General features: G+C 70.3%; 22 protein-coding genes and 1 pseudogene. 15 read left to right on the top strand and 8 right to left on the bottom strand.

Annotation, left to right across the window (positions count from 1 at the left end):
* Nucleotides 1-145: 145 nt before the first annotated feature.
* Nucleotides 146-664 carry a transglycosylase family protein gene (locus Q2100_RS04660; RefSeq protein ID WP_407667575.1) on the top strand — a complete coding sequence of 173 codons (519 nt, stop codon included), beginning with the start codon at nt 146-148 and terminating at the stop codon, nt 662-664.
* On the opposite strand, the gene Q2100_RS04655 is transcribed toward Q2100_RS04660, so the two are convergent.
* Nucleotides 630-1,259: a VOC family protein gene (locus Q2100_RS04655; protein ID WP_302913020.1), complete on the bottom strand. Its 630-nt coding sequence runs from the start codon at nt 1,257-1,259 to the stop codon at nt 630-632. The two genes, Q2100_RS04660 and Q2100_RS04655, sit on opposite strands and share 35 nt — an antisense overlap.
* Complete coding sequence (locus tag Q2100_RS04650; protein ID WP_302913019.1) at nt 1,256-2,416, bottom strand: FAD-dependent oxidoreductase; 1,161 nt, start codon at nt 2,414-2,416, stop codon at nt 1,256-1,258. The genes Q2100_RS04655 and Q2100_RS04650 overlap by 4 nt, the downstream gene beginning before the upstream one ends.
* Before the next feature lie 32 nt (nt 2,417-2,448).
* On the opposite strand from Q2100_RS04650, the gene Q2100_RS04645 reads away from it, so the two are divergent.
* From Q2100_RS04645 to proB, 13 genes are all read left to right on the top strand, one after another.
* Nucleotides 2,449-4,446, top strand: coding sequence for a S9 family peptidase (locus tag Q2100_RS04645; RefSeq protein ID WP_302913018.1), 1,998 nt, complete (start codon nt 2,449-2,451; stop codon nt 4,444-4,446).
* A gap of 10 nt (nt 4,447-4,456) precedes the next feature.
* Nucleotides 4,457-5,713 (top strand): saccharopine dehydrogenase family protein, encoded by a 1,257-nt coding sequence (locus Q2100_RS04640; RefSeq protein WP_264015401.1) that lies wholly within the window; start codon nt 4,457-4,459, stop codon nt 5,711-5,713.
* An 84-nt stretch (nt 5,714-5,797) separates the two neighbouring features.
* Nucleotides 5,798-6,418: a DUF937 domain-containing protein gene (locus Q2100_RS04635; protein WP_302913017.1), complete on the top strand. Its 621-nt coding sequence runs from the start codon at nt 5,798-5,800 to the stop codon at nt 6,416-6,418.
* A 101-nt stretch (nt 6,419-6,519) separates the two neighbouring features.
* Nucleotides 6,520-7,080 (top strand): hypothetical protein, encoded by a 561-nt coding sequence (locus tag Q2100_RS04630; RefSeq protein WP_302913016.1) that lies wholly within the window; start codon nt 6,520-6,522, stop codon nt 7,078-7,080.
* Nucleotides 7,081-7,127: 47 nt separating this feature from the next.
* Complete coding sequence (locus tag Q2100_RS04625) at nt 7,128-9,779, top strand: valine--tRNA ligase (protein WP_302913015.1); 2,652 nt, start codon at nt 7,128-7,130, stop codon at nt 9,777-9,779.
* Nucleotides 9,776-11,185, top strand: coding sequence for a bifunctional tetrahydrofolate synthase/dihydrofolate synthase (folC, locus tag Q2100_RS04620; RefSeq protein WP_302913014.1), 1,410 nt, complete (start codon nt 9,776-9,778; stop codon nt 11,183-11,185). The genes Q2100_RS04625 and folC overlap by 4 nt, the downstream gene beginning before the upstream one ends.
* Nucleotides 11,182-11,616 (top strand): DUF4233 domain-containing protein, encoded by a 435-nt coding sequence (locus tag Q2100_RS04615; protein ID WP_264015396.1) that lies wholly within the window; start codon nt 11,182-11,184, stop codon nt 11,614-11,616. Before folC ends, Q2100_RS04615 begins: the two co-directional genes overlap by 4 nt.
* Before the next feature lie 18 nt (nt 11,617-11,634).
* Nucleotides 11,635-12,045 carry a nucleoside-diphosphate kinase gene (gene ndk, locus Q2100_RS04610; protein WP_269893357.1) on the top strand — a complete coding sequence of 137 codons (411 nt, stop codon included), beginning with the start codon at nt 11,635-11,637 and terminating at the stop codon, nt 12,043-12,045.
* Nucleotides 12,046-12,355: 310 nt separating this feature from the next.
* Nucleotides 12,356-15,334, top strand: a complete 2,979-nt coding sequence (locus Q2100_RS04605) for a ribonuclease E (RefSeq protein ID WP_407667574.1) — start codon at nt 12,356-12,358, stop codon at nt 15,332-15,334.
* A gap of 191 nt (nt 15,335-15,525) precedes the next feature.
* Nucleotides 15,526-15,837, top strand: coding sequence for a 50S ribosomal protein L21 (rplU, locus tag Q2100_RS04600; RefSeq protein ID WP_264015394.1), 312 nt, complete (start codon nt 15,526-15,528; stop codon nt 15,835-15,837).
* 14 nt (nt 15,838-15,851) lie between these two features.
* The gene (gene rpmA, locus Q2100_RS04595; RefSeq protein WP_264015393.1) at nt 15,852-16,118 is read left to right on the top strand and encodes a 50S ribosomal protein L27; all 267 of its coding nucleotides are present in this window, start codon (nt 15,852-15,854) and stop codon (nt 16,116-16,118) included.
* A 75-nt stretch (nt 16,119-16,193) separates the two neighbouring features.
* Nucleotides 16,194-17,639 carry a GTPase ObgE gene (gene obgE, locus Q2100_RS04590; RefSeq protein WP_302913013.1) on the top strand — a complete coding sequence of 482 codons (1,446 nt, stop codon included), beginning with the start codon at nt 16,194-16,196 and terminating at the stop codon, nt 17,637-17,639.
* 29 nt (nt 17,640-17,668) lie between these two features.
* Nucleotides 17,669-18,763: a glutamate 5-kinase gene (proB, locus tag Q2100_RS04585; RefSeq protein WP_302913021.1), complete on the top strand. Its 1,095-nt coding sequence runs from the start codon at nt 17,669-17,671 to the stop codon at nt 18,761-18,763.
* On the opposite strand, the gene Q2100_RS04580 is transcribed toward proB, so the two are convergent.
* The 4 genes from Q2100_RS04580 to Q2100_RS04565 all read right to left on the bottom strand — a co-directional run bounded on the left by Q2100_RS04580 (nt 18,760) and on the right by Q2100_RS04565 (nt 21,455).
* Complete coding sequence (locus Q2100_RS04580) at nt 18,760-19,374, bottom strand: hypothetical protein (protein WP_302913012.1); 615 nt, start codon at nt 19,372-19,374, stop codon at nt 18,760-18,762. The genes proB and Q2100_RS04580 overlap by 4 nt on opposite strands.
* An 8-nt stretch (nt 19,375-19,382) precedes the next feature.
* Nucleotides 19,383-20,219 (bottom strand): NAD-dependent protein deacetylase, encoded by an 837-nt coding sequence (locus tag Q2100_RS04575; protein ID WP_302913011.1) that lies wholly within the window; start codon nt 20,217-20,219, stop codon nt 19,383-19,385.
* A 70-nt stretch (nt 20,220-20,289) separates the two neighbouring features.
* Nucleotides 20,290-20,775, bottom strand: a complete 486-nt coding sequence (locus Q2100_RS04570) for an Hsp20/alpha crystallin family protein (RefSeq protein ID WP_264015388.1) — start codon at nt 20,773-20,775, stop codon at nt 20,290-20,292.
* A gap of 140 nt (nt 20,776-20,915) precedes the next feature.
* Nucleotides 20,916-21,455 (bottom strand): cysteine hydrolase family protein, encoded by a 540-nt coding sequence (locus Q2100_RS04565; protein WP_302913010.1) that lies wholly within the window; start codon nt 21,453-21,455, stop codon nt 20,916-20,918.
* 42 nt (nt 21,456-21,497) lie between these two features.
* On the opposite strand from Q2100_RS04565, the gene Q2100_RS04560 reads away from it, so the two are divergent.
* Nucleotides 21,498-23,540, top strand: coding sequence for an NAD(+) synthase (locus Q2100_RS04560; RefSeq protein WP_302913009.1), 2,043 nt, complete (start codon nt 21,498-21,500; stop codon nt 23,538-23,540).
* Nucleotides 23,541-23,543: 3 nt separating this feature from the next.
* On the opposite strand, the gene Q2100_RS04555 is transcribed toward Q2100_RS04560, so the two are convergent.
* Both Q2100_RS04555 and Q2100_RS04550 read right to left on the bottom strand, forming a co-directional pair.
* Nucleotides 23,544-24,392, bottom strand: coding sequence for an enoyl-CoA hydratase/isomerase family protein (locus tag Q2100_RS04555; RefSeq protein ID WP_302913008.1), 849 nt, complete (start codon nt 24,390-24,392; stop codon nt 23,544-23,546).
* Nucleotides 24,328-24,516, bottom strand: a pseudogene (locus Q2100_RS04550) (ribokinase); the annotation flags it as partial. The gene Q2100_RS04555 and the pseudogene Q2100_RS04550, both read right to left, overlap by 65 nt.

The raw sequence follows: 24,516 nt of genomic DNA, 5'->3' as shown, positions 1-24,516 counted from the left end.
GCGGCCCCCCCCCCCCCCCCGCCACTTTCTTCTCTTCAGCCCCTCTGATGTGTTCCGCCCCGCAGAGAACTTCGGCCTCTCCTGTAACGCGTGACGCCGGTCACACGACTCACCGGATAAGTCACGAGGTCGGGGAAGGACCGCTATGACCGTCAACTGCACGAACGGCATCATCGGCGCACTGCGAAAAGTGCTGGTCCGGGTAGGCTGGCTCGCCGCCATCGCGGCGGTGATCGCTGTGGCGCCCATGCTGCTGTCCCCGGCGACGGCGAATGCCGACTCGCTGAACTGGGATGCGATCGCCGAATGCGAGTCGGGCGGCAACTGGTCGACCAACACCGGCAACGGGCACTACGGCGGCCTTCAATTCAAGCCGTCGACCTGGGCAGCACATGGCGGCATGGGTAACCCGGCGACCGCCCCGCGGTCCGAGCAGATCCGGGTGGCCGAACGGGTGCTCGCCAAGCAGGGCATCGGCGCCTGGCCCAAGTGTGGTCCCCGTGGCGGTGCGCCGGCGATCTGGACTGTCGGCGGCCCTGCCCCCGCGCCCGCCGCGGGCGGCTGCGACGCGATCCGCACCGGGAGCGTGTTCGGCCTGTTCGACCTGCGCCGGCTGTGTTCGTCGGTGCTCAGCCCGCTGACGTCGCTGAGCGTGCCACGCTGACCTCGTTGCCCTGCGGGTCGACCAGCTGATCCGGCCCGTCCTCGACCGCGCCGGCGGCGAGCAGGTGGCCGGCGCCCCGCACGACCGTCGGCCGCCAGCGGTTCGGCCCGACCCGCTCGTCGTCCACCCGGACGAACTTCCAGATCAGACCCTCCCAGCCCGCACAGCCCCGCAGCCAGCGCGGCGTGCCGTCCGGCCCGTCATCGACACGAGCACCAACCAGCGGCGCCCACCACGCCGCCAGTGCTTCGGGCCGGTCGCTGTCGGTACACACCGCGAACGCCTCCGCAGGCGCGTCGGGGGGCAGCGCCGGCTCCGGGAAGGCGCAGAACTCGTTGCCCTCGATGTCGGCGAGCGTGACCCAGCCAGGCAGATGAGCGGCGATCAGCCGGGCGCCGAGTGCGATCAGCCGGTCCGGATCGTCGACGCGGACATCGAGGTGCACGCGGTTCTTCGCCGCTATCGGGCCTTGCTGCTGCAGGTGGAAGTGCAGCAGCCGCTGTTGCTGCCGGACGCCGAGCACGCCCACCCAGAACTCGCGCAGCGCCGCCGGGTCTGCTGCGTCGACCGCAAGCGGGCCGAGGACGACGCTCACCGCGGCGGATCGCCGGGCATCGCGAACGCCGAGCGGGCCGCAACCGATGCCAGGTGACGGGCCAGCACCGCTTCCGGCATGAGCACCGAGGCCCGGCTGGCCGCGGCGCTGAGCAGCGCGGGACGCAGGTTGATCACCCGGCCGATCATCGCGGCCTCGCGCACCAGTGCCCGCGTCCGCGGCCGCCGGAACCGCGCGTACTCCGCGAACGCCGTCGGCAGGTCGGCGCACCGGTGCACCATCCCGGCGAGGACCACCGCATCCTCGAGGCCCTGGCAGCCGCCCTGGCCCAGGTGCGGCCGCATCGGATGGGCGGCGTCACCGACCAGCACCACAGGGCCCCGTGACCACTGACGCGCGAAGTCGCGGTCGTAGAGGTCGTTGCGGAGCACGTCACCCTCGACCGTCGCAGCCAACAGCGCGGGGATCGGCTCCGCCCACGAGGCGAACCGTTGCCTGAGGTGGTTGAGTTCACCTCCCGGCGCCGTGCCGCCCTCGGCTGCCCGCTCGGTGGCGAACCAATAGGTGTGGTCGGGGCCCAGCGGCACGTGGCCGACCTCACGCCCCGCACCCATCGTCTCGCCCGCGAGATCGGGATCGAGAGGGTAGGCGGCGATCGCCCGCCATGCCGTGTAGCCGGTGTAGCGGTGGTTCAGCTGCCCGTTCAGGTGGCGCGCCACCACCGACCCGACGCCGTCGGCGCCGACGACGGCGTCCACGTCGCGCACCGTCGCATCCGACAGGACGACCCGCACGCCGGCGGCGGTGAGGACCAGTTCGTCGGCCGACAGTCCGGTCTCGACGGTGCCCGGGCGCAGCGCCCCGGCCAGGATCTCGGTGAGCGCATTGCGCCGGATCACGACAAGGGGCTCGCCAAGCGCCCGCACCATGCGCTCGGCGGCGGGGCGGCGCAGCCACGACCCGTCCTTCCAGCGCATCGCGCCCGCGGTGACACGCCCGCCCGCTTCGCGCACCGCGTCGCCGAGGCCGATCTCGTCGAGCGCCGCCAGCGCGTTGGGCCATATGCTGATGCCGGCCCCGGTGCCGGTGTCGGTCTTCGCCTCGGCGATCGCGACGTCGTGTCCGCGCTGCTGCAGGGCCACCGCGGTGGCCAGGCCGGCGATGCCGGCGCCGACGATCAGTATCCGCTGCGCCATCGGTCGAACGTAGCGTGTGCTACCAACGGGACATGACTGCCGCCGCCGACACGACGCCCTTCGCAGACCTCGACGAGTACCTCGCGCTGCCGCGGGTGTCCGGCCTCGCGGTGTCCCCGGACGGGCGCCGGGTGGTGACCACCATCGCCGAACTCGACAAGAGCCGCACCGAATTCGTCTCTGCGATCTGGGAACTGGATCCGGCCGGCGAGCAGCCGGCGAGACGGCTGACCCGCGGGGCCAAAGGGGAGTCGGCACCGGCGTTCACCGCCGACGGCGATCTGCTGTTCGTGGCGGCGCGCCCCGCACCCGGCGACGACAGCCCGCCCGCGCGTCTGTGGCGCTTGCCCGCGGCCGGCGGAGAGGCGGTCGAAGTGCTCGCGCCGGCAGGCGGTGTGGCCGGGGTGCGCACCGCCCGGGGAGCCGACACGACCATCGTCACCGTGCCGCTGCTGACCGCGGCCACCGACATCGGCGACGATGCGAGGCGGCGGGCGCTTCGGAAGGACAGCAAGGTGACGGCCGTGCTGCACAGCGGGTACCCGGTGCGTCACTGGGACCACGACCTGGGGCCGGATCACCCCCACCTTCTCGATACCGCCGGCCCGCGCGATCTCACACCCGAACCCGGTGCGGCGCTCAATGACTGCACCTTCGACGTGAGCGCCGACGGCAGGTTCGCCGTGACCACGTGGGATGTGCGCGGACCCGGCGCATCCGTGCGCCGAATGCTGGTGCGCGTCGACGTCGCGACGGGGGAGCGCACGCCGCTCGCCGAGGACGCCGGTGCGGACCTGGGGCTGCCCGCCATCGCGCCGGACGGCTCCGCGGTGGCGTTCACCCGCGAGACGTACTCCACGCCGACGCAGGCGCCACGAATCACGTTGTGTCTGCTCAGATTCGACGACGCACAGTTCGTCGAGCTGACCGCCGACTGGGACCGGTGGCCGTCCTCGGTGACCTGGACCGCGGACTCCGCGGCGCTGATCGTCACGGCCGACGATGCCGGCCGCGGGCCGGTGTTCCGCGTCGATCCGGCGACCGGCGCCGTGGACCGCATCACCGGCGACGACCACACCTACACCGATGTGCGCACCGCGCCCGGCGGAGTGATCTACGCGCTGCGCAGTTCCTATGCCGCCCCGCCGCATCCGGTGCGCATCTCCGCCGACGGCACGGTCACCGTCCTCGCCGCCGTCGACACGCCCCCGTTGCCCGGGACGCTCACCGAGGTGACGGCCACCGCCGCCGACGGCGCAACCGTCCGGTCCTGGTTGACGCTGCCGGACGCGGCGCCCGACGCGGCACCGGCGCCGCTGGTGCTGTGGGTGCACGGCGGCCCGCTCGGCAGTTGGAACACCTGGCACTGGCGGTGGAATCCGTGGCTGCTCACCGCGCAGGGCTATGCGGTTCTGCTGCCGGATCCCGCGCTGTCCACCGGCTACGGCCAGCACTTCGTCCAACGAGGCTGGGGAGCATGGGGATCCGCGCCCTACACCGACCTGATGGCGGCCACCGACGCGGCATGCGCCCACCCGCGCGTCGACGGCACCAGGACCGCAGCCATGGGCGGGTCCTTCGGCGGCTACATGGCGAACTGGATCGCCGGCCACACCGACCGGTTCGCCGCGGTGGTGACGCACGCCAGCCTGTGGGCGCTCGACCAGTTCGGCCCCACCACCGACGGCGCCTACTGGTGGGCGCGGGAGATGACCCCCGAGATGGCCGCCGCCAACTCCCCGCACCACCACGTCGCAGGCATCGGGACGCCGATGCTGGTCATCCACGGCGACAAGGACTACCGCGTGCCGATCGGGGAGGCGTTGCGGCTGTGGTACGAACTGCTCACCGACTCCGCGCTGCCTGCCGACGAGCACGGCGACACCGCGCACCGGTTCCTGTACTTCCCCACGGAGAATCACTGGGTGCTCAACCCCGCGCACGCCAAACTCTGGTACCAGGTGGTGCTGGCATTCCTGGACCAGCACGTGCTCGGCCGGCACGTCGAGCGGCCGGAACTGCTCGGGTAGCGTCGGGCACATGAGCCAGGAACAGCGTCAATTCGACATCGTCCTGTACGGGGCCACCGGCTTCGCCGGCCGGCTCACCGCCGAGTACCTGGCCCGCGCCGGCGGGGACGCGCGCATCGCGCTGGCCGGGAGATCGCAGGACAAGCTGCTCGCGGTCCGCGACTCGCTCGGCCCGAACGCCGCGGACTGGCCGCTGATCAGCGCGGACGCCTCGCAGCCGTCGACCCTCGACGCGATGGCCGCGCAGACCCGCGTGGTGATCACGACCGTCGGCCCGTACACCCGTTACGGCCTGCCCTTGGTCGCGGCCTGTGCCGCGGCGGGCACCGACTACGCCGACCTGACCGGTGAGACGATGTTCATCCGCGACAGTATCGACCACTACCACAAGCAGGCCGCCGACACCGGTGCACGGATCGTGCATTCCTGCGGATTCGATTCCGTGCCATCCGATCTCACGGTGTACGCGTTGTATCGCAAGGCCGTCGAGGACGGCGCGGGCGACCTCGGCGACACCACGCTGGTGGTCCGCTCGTTCGCCGGCGGAGTGTCCGGGGGGACGCTCGCATCGATGACCGAGGTGATGCGCACGGCGGCCTCGGACCCCGATGCCCGGCGGCAGATGATCGACCCGTACACCCTGACTCCGGACCGCGCCGCCGAACCGGAACTCGGCGCCCAACCCGACCTGCGGTGGCGGCGCGGCGCCGAGATCGCGCCCGAACTGGCCGGGTACTGGACCACGGCATTCGTGATGGCGGCGGCCAACACCCGGATCGTGCGGCGCAGCAACGCCTTACTGGAATACCCCTACGGCCGCCGGTTCGAGTACGGCGAGGTGATGAGCGTGGGCCGGTCGGTCGCCGCTCCCGCCGCCGCGGCGCTCGGCGCGGGCGTCAACGGCGCGGTGTTCGCGCTGGGCACGCGCTTCTTCGACAAGCTGCCCCGCAAGGCCGTCGAGCGCGTCCTGCCCAAGGCGGGCACCGGGCCGAGCGAGAAAGCCCGGGAGCAGGGCCACTACACGGTGGAGACCTACACCACGACCACCAGCGGCGCCCGCTACGTCAGCCGGATGTCCCAGCAGGGCGATCCCGGCTACAAGGCGACGTCGGTGCTGCTCGGCGAGTGCGGGCTGGCGCTGGCGTTCGACCGTGACAAGCTGTCCGACCTGCGGGGAGTGCTCACCCCTGCGGCGGCGATGGGCGACGCCCTGCTGGCCAGGTTCCCGGTGGCCGAGGTCTCGCTGGAGACGTCGCGGCTGGGCTGAGCCGGCCCGGCCGAACAGACGTCGGACAAGATCAGGTCAACTAGGGTGACCACCATTGGCGCTTCAGCGACGAAGGTGGGAAACATGGCAGGCCTCGACGAACTCTTCGCACAGATCCCGGTTCAGGACATCGCCAGGCAACTCGGCGCCGATCAGGGTGAGGTGGACAACGCCATCCGCACGCTTGTGCCCGCACTCGTGGGTGGCGTCCAGGAGAACGTGCAGGCGGACAGCATCGACTCCAGTGAGCTCGAGTCCGCGGTCCACCAGCAGGCCGCGAGCGGGCTGCTCGACGGCGGTGTCAGCGTGGACCAGGTCGACAAGAAGGACGGCGACAAGATCGTCGCGAACATCTTCGGCGGCAACGACAGCGGCGCGGTCGCCTCGGCGCTCGGGGGCAAGGGCGCCGGCGGCAGCGATCTGATCAAGCAACTCCTACCCATCCTCGCCCCGATCGTGCTCGCCTACATCGGCAAGCAGCTCTCCCAGAAGCAGTCCGCCCCCGCGGAGGCGCCGCAGCAGCAGTCCTCGGGCGGAGGGCTCGGCGACGTGCTGGGCAGCATCCTCGGCGGCTCCGGTGGCGGCGGCGGAGACAACCCGCTGGGCAGCATCCTGGGCAGCGTGCTCGGCGGCAACCAGGGCGGCGGCAACCAGGGCAACGTGATCGGCGAGATCCTCGGCGGCATGCTGGGCGGCAAGAAATAGGCGCACCACCGCCGCCCCCGAACTGGACACCGGCGCCGGGTGAGTACGGGCCGAACCCGTACGGCGCGCCGCCGTATGCACCGCAGGCCGCGCAGCAGTCGTTGATCAGCCGCTTCCTGCGGCGGCCGCCCGGGTGGCTGCTCGCCGGCGCCGCACTGCTGTGCGCCGCCGCCTTCTGCTGGGCGAACAGTTCACTGGGGACGGCGTTCGGCACCGCGTTACTGGCCTTCGGCGCCACTTCCGTCGTGGTCGCCTGCTGGCTCTTCCGGACCGTCGCCAGTGCGATCACCGCCAGGCGCTTCTTCGCCCGAACCCTCGTCGTGCCGTTGATCTTCGGCGCCACCGCGGTCCTCATCGGCGTGGACGCGCCTGCGCGCCTGCGCTTCGCCCAGGCGCGACCCGGCTTCGAGCACGCCGTCACCTCGATCGAGGGCGGCGCGGATCCCGCGCGTTTCGCCGGCCGGATCGGGACGTACCGGGTCAGTCAGATCAGCACGTACGGCCGTGACGTGTACTTCACCATCCCGGGTGGGTTCCTCGGCACCAACGGACTGGCGTATCTGCCGGACGGGCCGTCCGAGTCCGAGCATCAAGGTGAGTTGAACAGCATTGAGACGCCGTTCACAGGCCCGTGGTACAAGTTCAGCCGCGCCTGGGACTGACCAGGACCCGTGGGGCCTCCGTGCACGTCGATCCCTAGAATTGACCGGTGACCGCCACCCCTGACGCCCGAGCCGACGCCCTGCCCAAACAGTGGGACCCGGCCGCGGTAGAGGACGAGCTGTACCGGGGATGGGTGGAAGCCGGCTACTTCCGGGCCGACCCGTCCAGTGGCAAGCCGCCGTACTCCATCGTGCTGCCGCCGCCGAACGTGACCGGCAGCCTGCACATGGGCCACGCCCTGGACCACACATTGATGGACGCTCTGACCCGGCGCAAGCGGATGCAGGGCTACGAGGTGCTGTGGCTGCCCGGCATGGACCACGCCGGTATCGCCACCCAGACCGTGGTCGAGAAGCAACTGGCCGTCGACGGCAAGACCAAGGAGGACTTCGGCCGGGAACTGTTCATCGACAAGGTCTGGGACTGGAAGCGCGAATCGGGCGGCACGATCGGCGGCCAGATGCGCCGCCTCGGCGACGGAGTGGACTGGAGTCGGGACCGTTTCACCATGGACGACGGCCTGTCACGGGCGGTGCGCACCATCTTCAAACGGCTCTACGACGCCGGACTGATCTACCAGGCCGAGCGGCTGGTGAACTGGTCACCGGTGCTGCAGACCGCGATCAGCGACCTCGAGGTGAAGTACGAGGACGTCGAGGGCGAGCTGGTGTCGTTCCGCTACGGCTCCATGAACGACGACGAACCCCACATCGTGGTGGCCACCACCCGGATGGAGACGATGCTCGGCGACACCGCGATCGCCGTGCACCCCGACGACGACAGGTACCGCCATCTGGTGGGCCGGACTCTGCCGCACCCGTTCGTCGACCGCGAGCTGATCGTCGTCGCCGACGAGCACGTCGACCCCGAATTCGGCACCGGCGCCGTGAAGATCACCCCCGCGCACGATCCGAACGACTTCGAGATCGGGCTGCGCCACCAGCTGCCGATGCCGACGATCATGGACACCACGGGTCGGATCGCCGACACCGGAACCGAATTCGACGGCATGGATCGATTCGAGGCGCGGGTGCGGGTGCGCGAGGTGCTCGCCGCGCAGGGCCGCGTCATCGCCGAGAAGCGGCCGTACCTGCACAGCGTCGGACACTCCGAGCGCAGTGGCGAACCGATCGAGCCGCGGTTGAGCCTGCAGTGGTGGGTGAAGGTGGAATCGCTGGCCAAGGCCGCAGGTGACGCCGTACGCAACGGCGACACCGTGATCCACCCGCCCAGCCTGGAGCCCCGGTGGTTCGCCTGGGTCGACAACATGCACGACTGGACCATCTCCCGGCAGCTGTGGTGGGGCCACCGGATCCCCATCTGGCACGGCCCCGACGGCCAGACGGTGTGCGTGGGCCCCGACGAGACCCCGCCGCAGGGCTGGGAACAGGACCCCGACGTCCTCGACACCTGGTTCTCCTCGGCGCTGTGGCCGTTCTCCACACTCGGGTGGCCGGAGCGCACCGCCGAACTCGAGACGTTCTATCCGACCACCGTGCTGGTCACCGGCTACGACATCCTGTTCTTCTGGGTGGCCCGGATGATGATGTTCGGCACCTTCGTCGCCGACGATCCGGCGATCACCCTCGACGGGCAGCGGCGTGCGCAGGTGCCTTTCGAGAACGTGTTCCTGCACGGCCTGATCCGTGACGAGCACGGCCGCAAGATGAGCAAGTCCCGCGGCAACGGCATCGACCCGCTGGAGTGGGTGGAGATCTTCGGCGCCGACGCGCTGCGATTCACCCTGGCCCGCGGCGCCAGCCCCGGCGGCGACCTGTCCATCGGTGAGGACCATGCCCGGGCGTCGCGCAACTTCGCCACCAAGCTGTTCAACGCCACCCGGTTCGCGCTGATGAATGGTGCCGCCCCGGCCCCGCTGCCCGATGCCGCCGCGCTGACCGACGCCGACCGCTGGATCCTCGGCCGACTCGAAGAGGTTCGGGCAGAGGTGGATTCGACGCTGGACAGCTACGAGTTCAGCAAAGCGTGTGAGTCGCTGTACCACTTCGCCTGGGACGAATTCTGCGACTGGTACGTGGAACTCGCGAAAGTGCAACTCGGCGAGGGCGTTTCACACACGACGGCGGTGCTCGCCGCGGTGCTCGACACCCTGCTCAAACTCCTGCACCCCGTGATGCCGTTCGTCACCGAGGTGCTGTGGAAGGCGCTCACCGACGGGGAGTCGCTGGTGATCGCGGACTGGCCGAAGCCCGCCGCATTCGCCCCCGATGCGGTTGCTGCGCAACGCGTCGCCGACATGCAGAGGCTCATCACCGAGGTGCGCCGGTTCCGCAGCGACCAGGGGCTCGGAGACCGCCAGCGGGTTCCCGCCCGGCTGTCCGGCGTCTCCACGGCCGGTCTCGAGGCACAGGTGCCCGCGGTGCGGTCGCTGGCCTGGCTCACCGACGCCGAAGCGGGGTTCACCGCCTCGGCCGCCGTCGAGGTGCGGCTCTCCGGCGGCACGGTCGTCGTCGAACTCGACACCTCCGGCACCGTCGACGTGGAAGCCGAACGCAAGCGGTTGCAGAAGGACCTGGCGGCCGCCGAGAAGGAGCTGACGCAGACCACGGGCAAGCTCGGTAACGACGCCTTCCTGTCGAAGGCGCCCGAAGCCGTGATCGAGAAGATCCGGTCCCGTCAGCAGCTGGCCCGCGAAGAGGTCGAGCGGATCTCGGGCCGTCTGGCTGCCCTGCGATGACGGTCGAGCCGACCCCCGACGAGATCGCCGCCCTGCTGCAGGTCGAGCACCTGCTCGACCAGCGCTGGCCGGAGACCAAGCTCGAGCCGAGCACGACGCGCATCAGCGCGCTGCTCGAACTGCTCGGTTCGCCACAGCGCGGGTACCCGTCGATCCACATCGCGGGCACCAACGGCAAGACCTCGGTGGCCCGCATGGTCGACGCCCTGCTCACGGCCCTGCACCGGCGGACCGGACGCACCACCAGCCCGCACCTGCAGTCGGCGGTGGAGCGCATCTCGATCGACGGCGCACCGATCACACCGGCGCAGTACGTCGAGACGTACCGCGAGATCGAACCGTTCGTCGAACTCGTCGACCAGCAGTCCGAGGCCGCCGGCGGCCCCAAGATGAGCAAGTTCGAGGTGCTCACCGCGATGGCGTTCGCGGCGTTCGCCGACGCGCCGATCGAGGTGGCCGTGGTGGAGGTCGGCATGGGTGGGCGCTGGGACGCCACCAATGTCGTCACCGCGCCCGTCGCCGTCATCACCCCGATCGGCCTCGACCATGCCGACTACCTCGGCGGAACCATTGCCGAGATCGCCGCCGAGAAGGCGGGCATCATCGTCCGGCAGGACCAGGACGACCTGGTGCCCACCGACACCGTGGCGGTGATCGCGCGCCAGGCGCCCGAGGCCATGGAGGTGCTGCTGGAGCAGACGGTGCGCGCCGACGCCGCGGTCGCCCGGGAGGATTCCGAGTTCGCGGTGCTGAGCCGCCAGGTGGCCGTCGGCGGGCAGCTGCTGGAACTGCAGGGGCTGGGCGGCCGGTACTCCGACATCTTCCTCCCGCTGCACGGCGAACATCAGGCACACAACGCGGTGCTCGCGCTGGCCGCGGTGGAGGCGTTCTTCGGGGCGGGCGCGTCACGCCAGCTCGATGTCGAGGCGGTGCGGGCCGGATTCGCCGCGGTGTCCAGCCCCGGCCGGCTGGAGCGCATGCGCAACGCGCCGACGGTGTTCATCGACGCCGCACACAACCCGGCCGGAGCGGCGGCGCTGGCGTCGGCGCTGGGCGACGAGTTCGACTTCCGGTTCCTGGTCGGCGTCGTGTCGGTGATGGCGGACAAGGACGTCGACGGCATCCTCGCGGCACTGGAGCCGGCGTTCGACCAGATCGTGGTGACGCACAACGGTTCTCCGCGCGCCCTCGAGGTCGACGCGCTGGAGCTGCTGGCCCAGGAGCGGTTCGGCCCCGACCGGGTGCTCACCGCCGCCACGCTGCCCGACGCGATCGAGGCGGCCACCGCGCTCGTCGAGGAGGCCGGTCAGGAGGGCGAGGGACTGTCCGGCGCGGGCATGGTGATCACCGGTTCGGTCGTGACCGCCGGCGCGGCCCGCACGCTCTTCGGACGGGACCCGCAATGAGCGAACAGCCCGTGCCGCAGGGTCCCGACCCGTGGCGCAGTTTCCGCGGCGTGATGGCAGGCACGCTGATCCTCGAGGCGATCGTGGTGCTGCTGGCGCTGCCGGTGGTCGCGGTCGGCGAACCGGGCCTGACGCCGCCGAGCATCGGCTACCTCGTCGGCCTCGCGGTGCTGATGGTGCTGCTGGCGGGGCTGCAGGGACGGTCGTGGGCGATCTGGGCGAACCTCGGGCTGCAGCTGCCGGTGATCGCCGGTGCGGTGCTGCACGGCGCGATCGGATTCATCGGGGTGCTCTTCGCCGGGGTGTGGCTGCTGATCCTGTACCTGCGGGCCGAGGTGAAACGGCGCCAGGACCACGGATTGTTGCCGGGCCAGCAGCCGCCCGCCGTCGGGCCGCAGGGACGCGACTCGGACGATGGCGTTCAGGAGTGACCGGTACGCTCTCATTCCGTGACTGAGCGGACCCTGGTACTCATCAAGCCCGACGGTGTGAAGCGTCGCCTGGTCGGAGAGATCCTGAGCAGGATCGAGCGCAAGGGGCTGACCATCGCGGCCCTCGAGCTGAAGACCGTGAGCGAGGAACTCGCGCGCAAGCACTACGCCGAACACGAGGGGAAGCCGTTCTTCCCGTCGCTGCTCGAGTTCATCACCTCCGGACCGGTGCTCGCCGCCGTCGTCGAGGGACCGCGCGCCGTTGCCGCCTTCCGCCAGATCGCCGGCGGAACCGACCCCGTCGAGAAGGCCGTGCCCGGCACGATCCGCGGCGACCTGGCCCTCGTCACCCAGGACAACCTGGTCCACGGCTCGGATTCGCCCGACTCCGCGGTGCGCGAGATCGAGCTCTGGTTCCCGGGCGGCTAGACCGGCCGAACCGCGAGTTTGCGGCGCTTGGTCGGTCGGGCGCCGATGGTGTGGGATACTGGTCTCGGGTGAGCGGCCTTCATCCGAGGCCGGCCCACCCGAATGAAGACTTCGACGAGCGCGACCACCGTCCCGAACGGTGTGGCGCAGACCGTCCAGCCGTCATTCAGCCAGGCACCGAGTAGGTCCTGACCTGGGGCCGCCCGGAGCGAGACCACAACAAGTCCGGAGAAGTGACCGCCGGGCACAAGAGCGCAAGCCCTCGCGTGGCCGCGTCGATACGACGCGCCCGGGGGCTCGAGGAGAATACGTGGCCGACAGTGACAACTTTGCAGCCCACACCGAAGAGCCTTCAGCGGCGGAGCCGGCGACACCGGCCCAGCCGCAGGACGGCCTGCCTGACCGGCTGAGGGTCCATTCGCTGGCCAGGGTGCTCGGCACCACCAGCAAGCGGGTGCTCGACGCGCTGGCGCAGTTCGACGGCCGCACGCGCAGCGCGCACTCGACCATCGACAAGAGCGACGCCGAACGCGTGCGCGACGCCCTGGCATCGGCAGAGGGCGACGGCGCCGCGGAAGCGCCTGCGACCGAGCAGCCGTCGGACCGGCCCGCCGAGGCGGCTTCCGAACCGGCCGCCGAGGCGGCTGCCGAACCGGCCGCCGAGCAGCAGGGCGAACCGGCCGCCGCCGAGGAACCCGAATCCCGGCTGATGCTGGAGACGGCTCCCACCCCCGCCGCCTACCTTCCGCTGTTCGTCGCGCCGCAGCCGGTCACGGCCGAGGCGCCGGACGACGATGACGACGACGACGAGGACGACGAGCCCGAGACGGCGTCGGACTCCGATGACGACCAGGCCGACCGGCCCGCCGCACGCAGGCGCAGGCGCGGACGCCGTGGCCGTGGCCGCGGCCGCGGCGAGCAGAACGACGACGCCGGTGACTCCGAGGGCGACGACCAGCCCGACAATCAGGACGAATCCGCCGATCAGGACAACGGGGACGACTCCGACGACGACAACGGCGACGACGACGGCCAGGACTCCGAAGGCGCCACCCGCCGCCGGCGCAGGCGCCGCCGCCGCAAGTCGGGCACCGGCGACGACGGTGAGTCGGGCTCTCCCGACGACCCGCCGAACACCGTCGTGCACGAACGGCCTCCGCGGGAGAAGTCGGCGAAGAACGCCAAGGACCCCGACGAGATCCAGGGCATCAGCGGGTCCACCCGGCTGGAAGCCAAGCGGCAGCGCCGCCGCGACGGTCGCGACGCGGGCCGCCGCCGGCCGCCGATCCTGTCCGAGGCGGAGTTCCTCGCGCGCCGCGAGGCCGTCGAACGCGTGATGGTGGTGCGCGACAAGGTCCGCAGCGAACCTCCCCACGAAGGCGCGCGCTACACCCAGATCGCCGTGCTCGAGGACGGCGTCGTCGTCGAGCACTTCGTCACGTCGGCGGCCCAGTCGTCGCTGGTCGGCAACATCTACCTCGGCATCGTGCAGAACGTGCTGCCCTCGATGGAGGCGGCGTTCGTCGACATCGGCCGCGGCCGCAACGGTGTGCTCTACGCCGGCGAGGTGAACTGGGAGGCCGCCGGACTCGGCGGCGCCCAGCGCAAGATCGAGCAGGCCCTCAAGCCCGGCGACTACGTCGTCGTCCAGGTCAGCAAGGACCCCGTCGGACACAAGGGCGCACGGCTGACGACGCAGGTGTCGCTGGCCGGCCGCTACCTGGTGTACGTGCCGGGTGCGTCGTCCACGGGCATCAGCCGCAAGCTGCCCGACACCGAGCGCCAGCGGCTCAAGGAGATTCTGCGCGAGGTGGTGCCGTCGGACGCCGGCGTGATCATCCGCACCGCGTCTGAGGGCGTCAAGGAAGAGGACATCCGCTCCGACGTCAACCGGCTGCAAGAGCGCTGGAACCAGATCGAGGCCAAGTCCGCCGAGGTCATCGGCAAGAAGGCCGGCGCCGCGATGGCGCTCTACGAAGAGCCCGACGTGCTGGTCAAGGTGATCCGCGACCTGTTCAACGAGGACTTCTCCAGCCTCATCGTGTCCGGCGACGAGGCCTGGAAGACGATCGACAGCTACGTCAACGCCGTCGCCCCCGACCTGGTGCCGCGGCTGACGAAGTACGAGCCCGCCGGATCCGCGGACGGCGGGTCGGCCCCCGACGTGTTCGCCGTTCACCGCATCGACGAACAGCTCGCCAAGGCGATGGACCGCAAGGTGTGGCTGCCCTCGGGCGGCACCCTGGTGATCGACCGCACCGAGGCGATGACCGTGGTCGACGTCAACACCGGCAAGTTCACCGGATCCGGTGGCAACCTCGAGCAGACGGTCACCCGGAACAACCTGGAGGCCGCCGAGGAGATCGTGCGCCAGCTCCGGCTGCGCGACATCGGCGGCATCATCGTCATCGACTTCATCGACATGGTGCTGGAGAACAACCGCGATCTGGTGCTGCGGCGTCTCACCGAGGCGCTGGCCCGTGACCGCACCCGCCACCAGGTGTCGGAGGTGACCTCTCTCGGGCTGGTTCAGCTGACCCGGAAGAAGCTGGGCACCGGGCTGGTGGAGGCGTTCTCCACGGCGTGCCCGCACTGCGCCGGTCGCGGGATCCTGCTGCACGGCGACCCGGTCGACTCCACGTCGTCGGGCGGCGGGCGCAAGTCCGACTCGGGCGGCGGCGGCGCCGGCGGTGGCGGCGGCAGGCGCGGCAAGCGTGGCAAGAAGGGCGCCAAGCCCGAAGAGGTCCCGGTCGCCAAGGTGCCGAGCCACCCGGCCGGCGAGCATCCGATGTTCAAGGCGATGGCGGCGGCGAACGGCAGGCCCGAAGACGACGACTCCGACGACGGTGAGGACGACGAGACCACCGCCGGCCGCGAGCGCGGAGACGACGAGAAGCTGCACGAAGCCGTCGGCGAGGAACTGGCCGACGAGGACTTCGAAGACTCGGACGACGAGGACTCCGATGACGAGGACTCGGACGATGACGACTCCGACGACGACGACTCCGACGACGAGGACTCCGATGACGAGGACTCGGACGAGGTTGAGCTCGACGCCGATGAAGAGGACGAGGACGAGATCGACGACGACATCGACGTCATCTCCGACGACGACTCGGAAGACGACGACGATTCGGATGACGATTCGGATGATGACGAATCCGACGAGGACGACGACGAGGACTCCGACGACGAGGAAGACGTCGAGCCCGAGGTGATCGCCGTCTCGAGCCGGCGTCCGCGGCGACGTGCCGCGGCCCGGCCGGCGGGCCCACCGGCAGGCGACTGAGTGTGAGACCGCTGGCGGTTTGACCCTCTACCCGCTGGTCACGTACCCTTGACCAGTTGTCACCAGGCTGCATGTGATCCGGGCCGGTGGCAGCGGGAACAGATGTTCAAGCATCTGAAGCCCGCACCCCAAGACCCGCGCTCGCGCCCCCCGGGTAGCGCGCGCCCGCGATACGAAGAGGTAGACCATCGATGGCGAGCTACGCAATCGTCAAGACCGGCGGCAAGCAGTACAAGGTCGCCGTCGGTGACATCGTGAAGGTCGAGAAGCTCGACGCCGACGCAGGCGCCTCGGTCTCGCTGCCCGTCGCACTCGTCGTGGACGGCGCGAACGTCACCAGCGCCGCCAAGGAGCTGGAGAAGGTCGCGGTCACCGGCGAGGTGCTCGAGCACACCAAGGGTCCCAAGATCCGTATCCACAAGTTCAAGAACAAGACCGGCTACCACAAGCGCCAGGGGCACCGTCAGCAGCTGACCGTGCTCAAGGTCACCGGAATCAAGTAGGGGAGCGAACGGACATGGCACACAAGAAGGGCGCTTCCAGCTCGCGCAACGGTCGCGACTCCAACGCTCAGCGGCTGGGTGTTAAGCGGTTCGGCGGCCAGGTCGTCAAGGCCGGCGAGATCATCGTGCGGCAGCGCGGCACCCACTTCCACCCCGGCGTGAACGTCGGCCGCGGCGGCGACGACACGCTGTTCGCCACCGCACCCGGCGCCGTCGAGTTCGGCATCAAGCGCGGGCGCAAGCTCGTCAACATCGTCCCGGTCGCCCGCCCGGAGGCTTAAGCTTCGCGACGGTGACGCTGCGGGGGACTCGCGAGCGCTTTTCCGCCCCGGCGTTACTTTCGGAGGAGTACTGCAATGCCCCGCTTCGTCGACCGCGTCGTGATTCACGCGACCGCGGGCAACGGCGGTCACGGCTGCGCCTCGGTGCACCGCGAGAAGTTCAAACCCCTCGGCGGTCCCGACGGCGGCAACGGCGGCCGTGGCGGCAGCATCGTGCTGGTCGTCGATCCGCAGGTGCACACTCTGCTGGACTTCCACTTCCATCCGCATGTCGTCGCGCCGTCCGGCAAGCAGGGCGCGGGCAGCAATCGCGACGGCGCCGCGGGCGCTGACCTCGAGGTGCGGGTGCCCGACGGCACGGTGGTGCTCGACGATCAGGGCCGCGTCCTCGCCGACCTGGTGGGTGCGGGCACGCGATTCGAAGCGGCCGCCGGTGGACGCGGTGGCCTTGGCAACGCGGCGCTGGCGTCACGGGCCCGCAGGGCGCCCGGCTTCGCGTTGCTCGGGGAGAAGGGTCAGGTCCGCGACCTCACCCTGGAACTCAAGACCGTCGCCGATGTCGGTCTGGTCGGCTTCCCCTCGGCGGGCAAGTCATCGCTGGTGTCGGTGATCTCGGCGGCCAAGCCCAAGATCGCCGACTATCCGTTCACCACGCTGGTTCCGAACCTGGGCGTGGTGTCGGCCGGGGACAACACGTTCACCGTCGCCGATGTGCCCGGGCTGATCCCTGGTGCGTCCGAGGGCCGTGGCCTCGGCCTCGAGTTCCTGCGACACATCGAGCGGTGCGCCGTCCTCGTCCACGTCGTCGACTGCGCGACGCTGGAACCGGGGCGGGACCCGGTGTCCGACATCGAGGCGCTGGAAGCCGAATTGGCCGCCTACACCCCGACGCTGCAGGGTGACACGGCGCTCGGCGACCTCACCGAACGGCCACGTGCAGTGGTGCTCAACAAGATCGACGTGCCCGACGCGCGCGAACTTGCCGACTTTGTCCGCGACGAAGTGGTCCGCCGCTTCGGGTGGCCGGTGTTCGAGGTCTCGACTGTGAGCCGGGACGGGTTGCGGCCGTTGACCTTCGCGCTGTGGGAGCTGGTCAGCGCCTACCGGGAGGCGCAGCCGCCGGTGGTGCCGAGGCGCCCCGTCATCCGTCCGGTCGCGGTGAACGACAGCGGGTTCACCGTGGAATCGGACGGCCGTGGAGGATTCGTGGTGCGCGGCGCGCGACCCGAACGCTGGATCGGCCAGACCGACTTCGAGAACGCCGAGGCGGTCGGGTATCTCGGAGACCGGCTCAACAGGCTGGGGGTCGAGGACGAACTGCTCAAGCTCGGTGCGAAGCCGGGATGCGCGGTCACGATCGGCGACATGACCTTCGACTGGGAGCCGCAGACCCCGGCCGGTGTCGACATGCCGTTGTCCGGCCGTGGCACCGACATCCGCCTCGAGCAGACCGACCGCGTCCGGGCCGCCGAGCGCAAGGTCGCCAGGCGGGAGCGCCGCCGCTCCGGCGGTGACGAGTGACCCAGGACGGGGTCGGCTCCGCACGCTCCATGCACCGCGAGGCCGTCCGCACCGCACGCAGCATCGTCGTCAAGATCGGCACCACCGCGCTGACCACTCCGGCCGGGGTGTTCGACGCAGGCCGGTTGGCGACGCTGGCCGACGCGATCGAGTCCCGGATGAAGGCGGGCTCCGACGTGGTGATCGTGTCCTCCGGTGCGATCGCCGCCGGCATCGAACCGCTGCGGCTGTCTCGCCGGCCCGCCGATCTGGCGACCAAGCAGGCCGCCGCGAGTGTCGGACAGGTCGCGCTGATCAACTCGTGGAGCGCGGCGTTCGCCCGCTACCAGCGCACCGTCGGGCAGGTACTGCTGACCGCCCACGACATCTCGATGCGGGTTCAGCACACCAACGCCCAGCGCACTCTCGACCGGTTGCGGGCACTGCACGCGGTGGCGATCGTCAACGAGAACGACACCGTGGCCACCAATGAGATCCGGTTCGGCGACAACGACCGGCTCTCGGCGCTGGTGGCGCATCTGGTCGGCGCCGATGCGCTGGTGCTGCTGTCGGATGTGGACGGCCTGTACGACTCCGATCCGCGAAAAGGCAACGCGCAGTTCATCGCCGAGGTGGCGCGTCCCGACGATCTGGACGGCGTGGTCGCCGGCCGCGGCAGTCACCTCGGCACCGGCGGCATGGCGTCGAAGCTGTCGTCGGCGTTGCTCGCCGCCGACGCAGGGGTGCCGGTGCTGCTCGCCGCCGCCGCCGATGCGTCCGCCGCGCTGGCCGACGCGTCGGTGGGAACCGTGTTCGCCCCACGCGCCGAACGCATGTCGGCGCGACGGTTCTGGGTGCGCTACGCCGCGGAGGCCGCGGGCGCTTTGACCCTCGACGACGGTGCCGTGCGCGCCGTTGTCGGCCAACGGCGTTCACTGCTGTCCGCCGGCATCACCGCGGTGTCGGGCCGGTTCTACGGCGGCGACGTCGTCGAACTGCGGGCTCAGGACGCCACGATGGTGGCCCGCGGAGTGGTGGCCTACGACCACTCGGAACTGGCGACAATGCTCGGCCGCTCCACCTCCGACCTGCCCGCCGAGATGCGCAGGCCCGCCGTGCACGCCGACGACCTGGTCGCCATCTAGCGGTTCGTCAGGCGTCCCACGAACCGCTTGATCCGGGAGGCGCGCAGCTCGGCCTCCTCGAGAGGGTCGTCGTCGGACGGCCGGACCCGGATGCCCTTCGCCTCGGCGGTCGCGGTGAGCGACGACCGCACGGCGCCGTCGGCGAGCAGCAGCGTGGCCAGGATGCCCGGCGACAGGGTGCGGCGCCGCACCAGCCCCTGATAGTTGACTTCGGCGGGGATCTTCACGTCCAGCTTGCGCAGCGCATCACCGGTGGCGGCGACGATCGCCGTCAGCGCGGCGTCCGACGCGACGCCGACCACCAGGCTGCGGCCCGGGAAGCGGGGCAGCGGCAGCTTGTTCAGCTGTTTGTCGAGGGCGCCGGAGAACAGGTAGCCGAACAGGCTGACCGTCTCGATGTCGGCGACGTCGGCCCACTCGACGTCATCCCCGTCGAATTCGACGGCGTCGGCACTGATGGCCACCCCGCCGAAGTGGTTCAGCAGGCGCAGCGGCTTAGCGAGCACATCGGGGGGCCGCAGCACGGCGGCGAGGGTGTCGCCGACACCGGCGGCCCACCTCCCGTCTGCGGGGCCTGGGTCGGGACGCCAGCGGTCCAGCACGGAAGTCACCCGGGCAGTCAAGCGGAGGCGGACAGCGCAGGCAACTCGTCGGCCAGCAGCGCCAGCATCGGCGAGCAACCGTTGTCGAGCTTCACCGTCGCCAGGTCGTCGCCGCGGGTGGGGCCGCGATTGAGGATCGCGACCGGCATGCCGCGCGCCGCGGCGTGCCGGACGAACCGGTATCCGGAGAAAACGGTCAGCGACGATCCCGCCACCAGCAGCACGTCGGCCGCGTCGACCACCGCGTATGCCCGGTCCACCCGCTCCTTGGGCACGCTCTCGCCGAAGTACACGATGTCGGGTTTGAGCATGCCGCCGCAGCGCTGACAGTCGATGATGCGGAACGACGACGTGTCGCCGACGACGGCGTCCGCATCGGGGGCGACGGCGATCCCGCCGACCGCCTCCGCCCGCTCGAGGAAGCCCGGGTTGGCCGCCTCCAGCAGGTCGGCCAGCGCCGCCCGGGACATGGTGTGCCCGCAGTCCAGGCAGATCACCCGCGCGTAGGTGCCGTGCAGGTCGATGACGTGCCTGCTGCCCGCCTTGGTGTGCAGAAGGTCGACGTTCTGGGTGATCAGTCCGCTGACCACGCCGGCGCGCTCCAGCGCGGCCAGCGCGCGGTGGCCGGCATTCGGCAGCGTCGCGGCCATGTGCCGCCAGCCCACGTGGTTGCGGGCCCAGTAGCGCTGCCGGAACACCGGGTCGCCGGTGAACTGGCGGATCGTCATCGGATTGCTCGGCGGCGAGTCCGGGCCGCGGTAGTCCGGGATGCCGGAGTCGGTGGACATCCCCGCGCCGGTGAGCACCGCGACGCGCCGACCCCGCAGCAGGGCGACGAGTTCGGGCGATTCCACGTCCACCAGAGTAGGGGCAGGTCCGACAACGGCCCCGGAACCGCAGCTCCGGAGCCGTTTCCGAAAGGTGCTACTCGCTGTGAGAGGTGACGGTCACGTCGCCGTCGACGGCCTGCACCTCGACCTGCTTGCCGGTGTGCTCGTCACCGTGCACCGGCACCGCGATGGTCAGCACGCCCCGACCGTAGGTCGCGGTGATGGCGTCCTCGTCGGCGCCGACGGGCAGCGGGACGGTGCGGGTGAACGCCCCGTAGCGGAACTCGGAGCGGCCGTTGCTCGCGATCTTCTCGGCCCTGGTGGCCCTGACGGTCAGCTGACCGTCGCGCACCGTGACGCCGATCTCGGCGGGGTCCACCCCGGGCAGCTCGGCGCGCACCTCGTAGCGGCCGTCGAGCACCTCGTCCTCGATGCGGATCAGGTGGCTGTCGGAGAACGGCCGAAGGCCGGCCATGGTCGGATAGTTCGGGAACGCCGGGAAGCCGGAGAACAGCTGCGACAGGTCGGACAGTTCAGGCAGGAAGGTGCGCGACGGGCGCTGCACCGCGAGCTTGGTCATGGTTCCTCCAGCAGTGGTCGGGTGGTGTGGCATCGACCCTGCGCGGCCGAGGCGAAATCGGCGGATCGGGCGCGGTGCGAGCTGACGAACTGCGGGCCAACACGAACCGAATCCCGTTCGAGGTCAGCCGATTCGACCGGTCACCCCAGGCACTCGGCGGCCGGGATGATCTCGGCGCTCATGTTCTCCTTCATCATCGTCAGCGCCGCGTCGCTGAGTTCGGCGTCGATGTGCGCCACCGCGTCGGGCGGGACGACGACGGGGAAGTGCCGCACGTAGGCGTCGAGTGCGGTGTAGAGGATGCACTGCTCGGTGACCTGGCCGGTGAGGATCAGCCGGTCGGGCGAGAGTTGGCCGAGTAGATAGGCCAGCGGGCTCGCATAGAAAGCGCTGTGGCGCACCTTCGTCATCAGCCGGCATTTCTCCGGCGGGGCGATCGGCTCCACCAGGTCCTTGCGATCACCCTCGAGTGCCGAGCGCACGATGTCGCTGAATTCGGCGGTGAAGTCGCCGTAGTTGTCGTTGACGTAGATCAGCTCCACGTCGTCGCGCTCGCGTGCGCCGGCGATCAACCCGGCCAGGGGATCGATGATCTTCTCGACGTTCGGCGCCAGCTTCTCGGCATCGGGATGTTGGTAGGTGTTCATCATGTCGATGACCAGGAGGACGGTTCCACTCATGTGTGCTGCATACCCCGCGAAGTTTCCGGGCAACAATGAGGCATGGATTTCTATTCGGCCTACCGTCACGGCTTCGTGCGCGTCGCCGCCTGCACCCATCACACCGCACTCGCGGACCCGGTGAAGAACGCGGAGTCGGTGCTCGGGCTGGCGCGCGAATGCCACGACGACGGCGTCGGGCTGGCCGTGTTCCCGGAGTTGACGCTGTCCGGTTACTCCATCGAGGACATCGTCCTGCAGGACGCGCTGCTGGAGAGCGTCGAGGTCGCGCTGCGCGACGTGGTGGCACAGTCGGCGGATCTGCTGCCGGTGCTGGTGATCGGGGCGCCGCTACGGCATCGCAACCGCGTCTACAACACCGCCGTGGTGATCCACCGCGGCCGGGTGCTCGGGGTGGTGCCCAAGTCCTACCTGCCGACCTACCGGGAGTTCTACGAGAAGCGCCAGATCGGCGCCGGCGACGACGAACGCGGCGAGATCCGCCTCGGCGGCGAATGGGTGCCGTTCGGTCCGGACCTGCTGTTCGCCGCCACCGACGTGCCGCACTTCGTGCTGCACGTGGAGATCTGCGAGGACATGTTCGTCCCGGTGCCGCCGCACGCGGAGGCCGCGCTGGCCGGCGCCACGGTGCTGGCCAACCTGTCCGGCAGCCCGATCACCATCGGGCGGTCCGAGGACCGCTGCCTGCTGGCCCGTTCGGCGTCGTCGAGATGCCTGGCGGCCTACGTCTACGCCGCGGCCGGCGAGGGTGAGTCGACCACCGACCTGGCCTGGGACGGGCAGACGATGATCTGGGAGAACGGAGTGTGCCTGGCGCAGTCCGAGCGGTTCCCCAAGGGGGAGCGCCGGTCGGTCGCCGACGTCGACCTGCAGCTGCTGCGCAACGACCGGCTGCGGATGGGGACGTTCGACGACAACCGCCGCCACCACGGCATCGACGACGACGCGTTCCGGCGGATCGAGTTCACCCTGGACCCGCCTACCGGCGACATCGGCCTGCGCCGCGAGGTGGAGCGCTTCCCCTTCGTGCCCGTCGATCCCGCCCGCCTCGAGCAGGACTGCTACGAGGCCTACAACATCCAGGTGTCCGGCCTGGAACAACGGCTTCGCGCACTGGACTACCCGAAGATCGTGCTGGGACTGTCCGGCGGCCTGGACTCCACCCATGCGCTGATCGTCGCCGCCCGCGCGATGGACCGGGAAGAGCGCCCGCGCAGCGACATCCTGGCGTTCACCCTGCCCGGCTTCGCCACCGGCGACCGGACGAAGAACAACGCGATTCGCCTCGCCGAGTCGCTCGGGGTGACGTTCGAGACCATCGACATCAAGTCGACCGCGGAACTGATGTTGAAGGAAATGGACCACCCGTTCAGCCGCGGCGAGAAGGTCTACGACGTCACCTTCGAGAACGTGCAGGCCGGTCTGCGGACCGATTACCTGTTCCGGCTGGCCAATCAGCGCGGCGGCATCGTGCTCGGCACCGGTGACCTCTCGGAGCTCGCGCTGGGCTGGTCCACCTACGGTGTCGGCGACCAGATGTCGCACTACAACGTCAACGGCGGGGTGCCCAAGACCCTGATCCAGCACCTGATCCGGTGGGTCATCGCGTCGAACCAGTTCGAGGACGAGGTCAACGAGGTGCTGCAGTCGGTGCTCGACACCGAGATCAGCCCGGAACTGGTGCCCGCCGGTGAGGACGAGGAGATCCAGAGCAGCGAGGGCAAGGTCGGACCCTATGTGCTGCAGGACTTCTCGCTGTTCCAGGTGTTGCGCTACGGATTCCGTCCGTCGAAGGTCGCGTTCCTGGCCTGGCACGCGTGGAGTGACGCCGAGCGCGGTGACTGGCCGTTCGGTGTTCCGGAGAGCAAGCGGCCGTCGTACTCGATCGAGGAGATCCGGCACTGGCTGCAGGTGTTCGCGCAGCGGTTCTACTCGTTCAGCCAGTTCAAGCGCTCGGCGCTGCCGAACGGCCCCAAGGTGTCGGCGGGCGGCTCGCTGTCGCCGCGCGGTGACTGGCGGGCGCCGTCGGACATGTCGGCGCGCACCTGGCTCGACGAGATCGAACGCGAGGTCCCGGAACGCTGAGCGCTACAGGCGCCCGTCGATGCGCAGGTCGGGATGCACCCACTCGGGGGAGCGCCGCTGCTTGAACGCCATGAAGCCCTCGATCGACTCGGGTGCGCCCAGACTGGCCTGCATGCCGATGCGGTCGTACAGGCCGACGTAGTCGTCGATGCTCGACTTGATCACCGAGCGCGCGCCCGGCGCCGTGCGGCAGCACTGCGCCAGCACCTCGCGGGCCGTGTCATGCAGGTCGTCGTGGGGAACCACGCGGGCCACCATGCCCCAGTCCAGCGCCTCGGCGGCGGACAGGGTGCGGCCGGTGAACATCAGGTCGCGGGTGCGGACCGGCCCGATCAGGCGGGCCAGCATGTGGCTGTAGTACGTGTCGGCGATGCCGCGGTACAACTCCGGCACCCGGAACGTCGCCCGCTCGCTCACCACGGCGATGTCGGCGCACAGCGCGATCTGCATCCCGCCGCCCTGACACAACCCGTTGACCGCCGCCACCACCGGCTTGACCGACTGCCGCAGCGTGTCGAACGGCAACGCGTCCATCCCGAGCGCGGATCCGAAGGTCAGCCAGTTGTCCTCGCCGCCACCGCCCATGTCCCCGCCGGGGGCGAACACATCGCCGGTCCCGGTGATCAGTAGCCCGGCCAGGTCCGGGTCGGCGTCGACGTGCTTCACGGCGTACTTGATGCCGAAGTACATCGCCGGGGTCATCGCGTTGCGCGCCTCGGGGCGGTCCAGCGTGCAGACGCCGAACGGGCCCTCCCTGTCGAAGCGCAGGAACTTCGTTCCCAGCCAGTCACCCTCGGGCGGTCGCGGAGCGTCGGTCACGCCGCCTCCCTTCCTGTTCGTCGTCGATGTCATCCGAACACGGCGCGCAGTCACCTGCGCCCGGCACCAGGGTCGCCAGCGCGCCCGCCACACACGCCCGGCGCAACGCCGTCTCGTGGCCGCGCTGCCAGTCCGCGGCCAGCACGCCGGCGAACAC

This window comes from Mycolicibacterium arseniciresistens (assembly GCF_030519285.1).
In the GTDB taxonomy this organism is placed as follows: domain Bacteria; phylum Actinomycetota; class Actinomycetes; order Mycobacteriales; family Mycobacteriaceae; genus Mycobacterium; species Mycobacterium arseniciresistens.
Note: the sequence above shows the minus strand (reverse complement) of the source record. Positions and strands in the feature narration are given on the sequence as shown.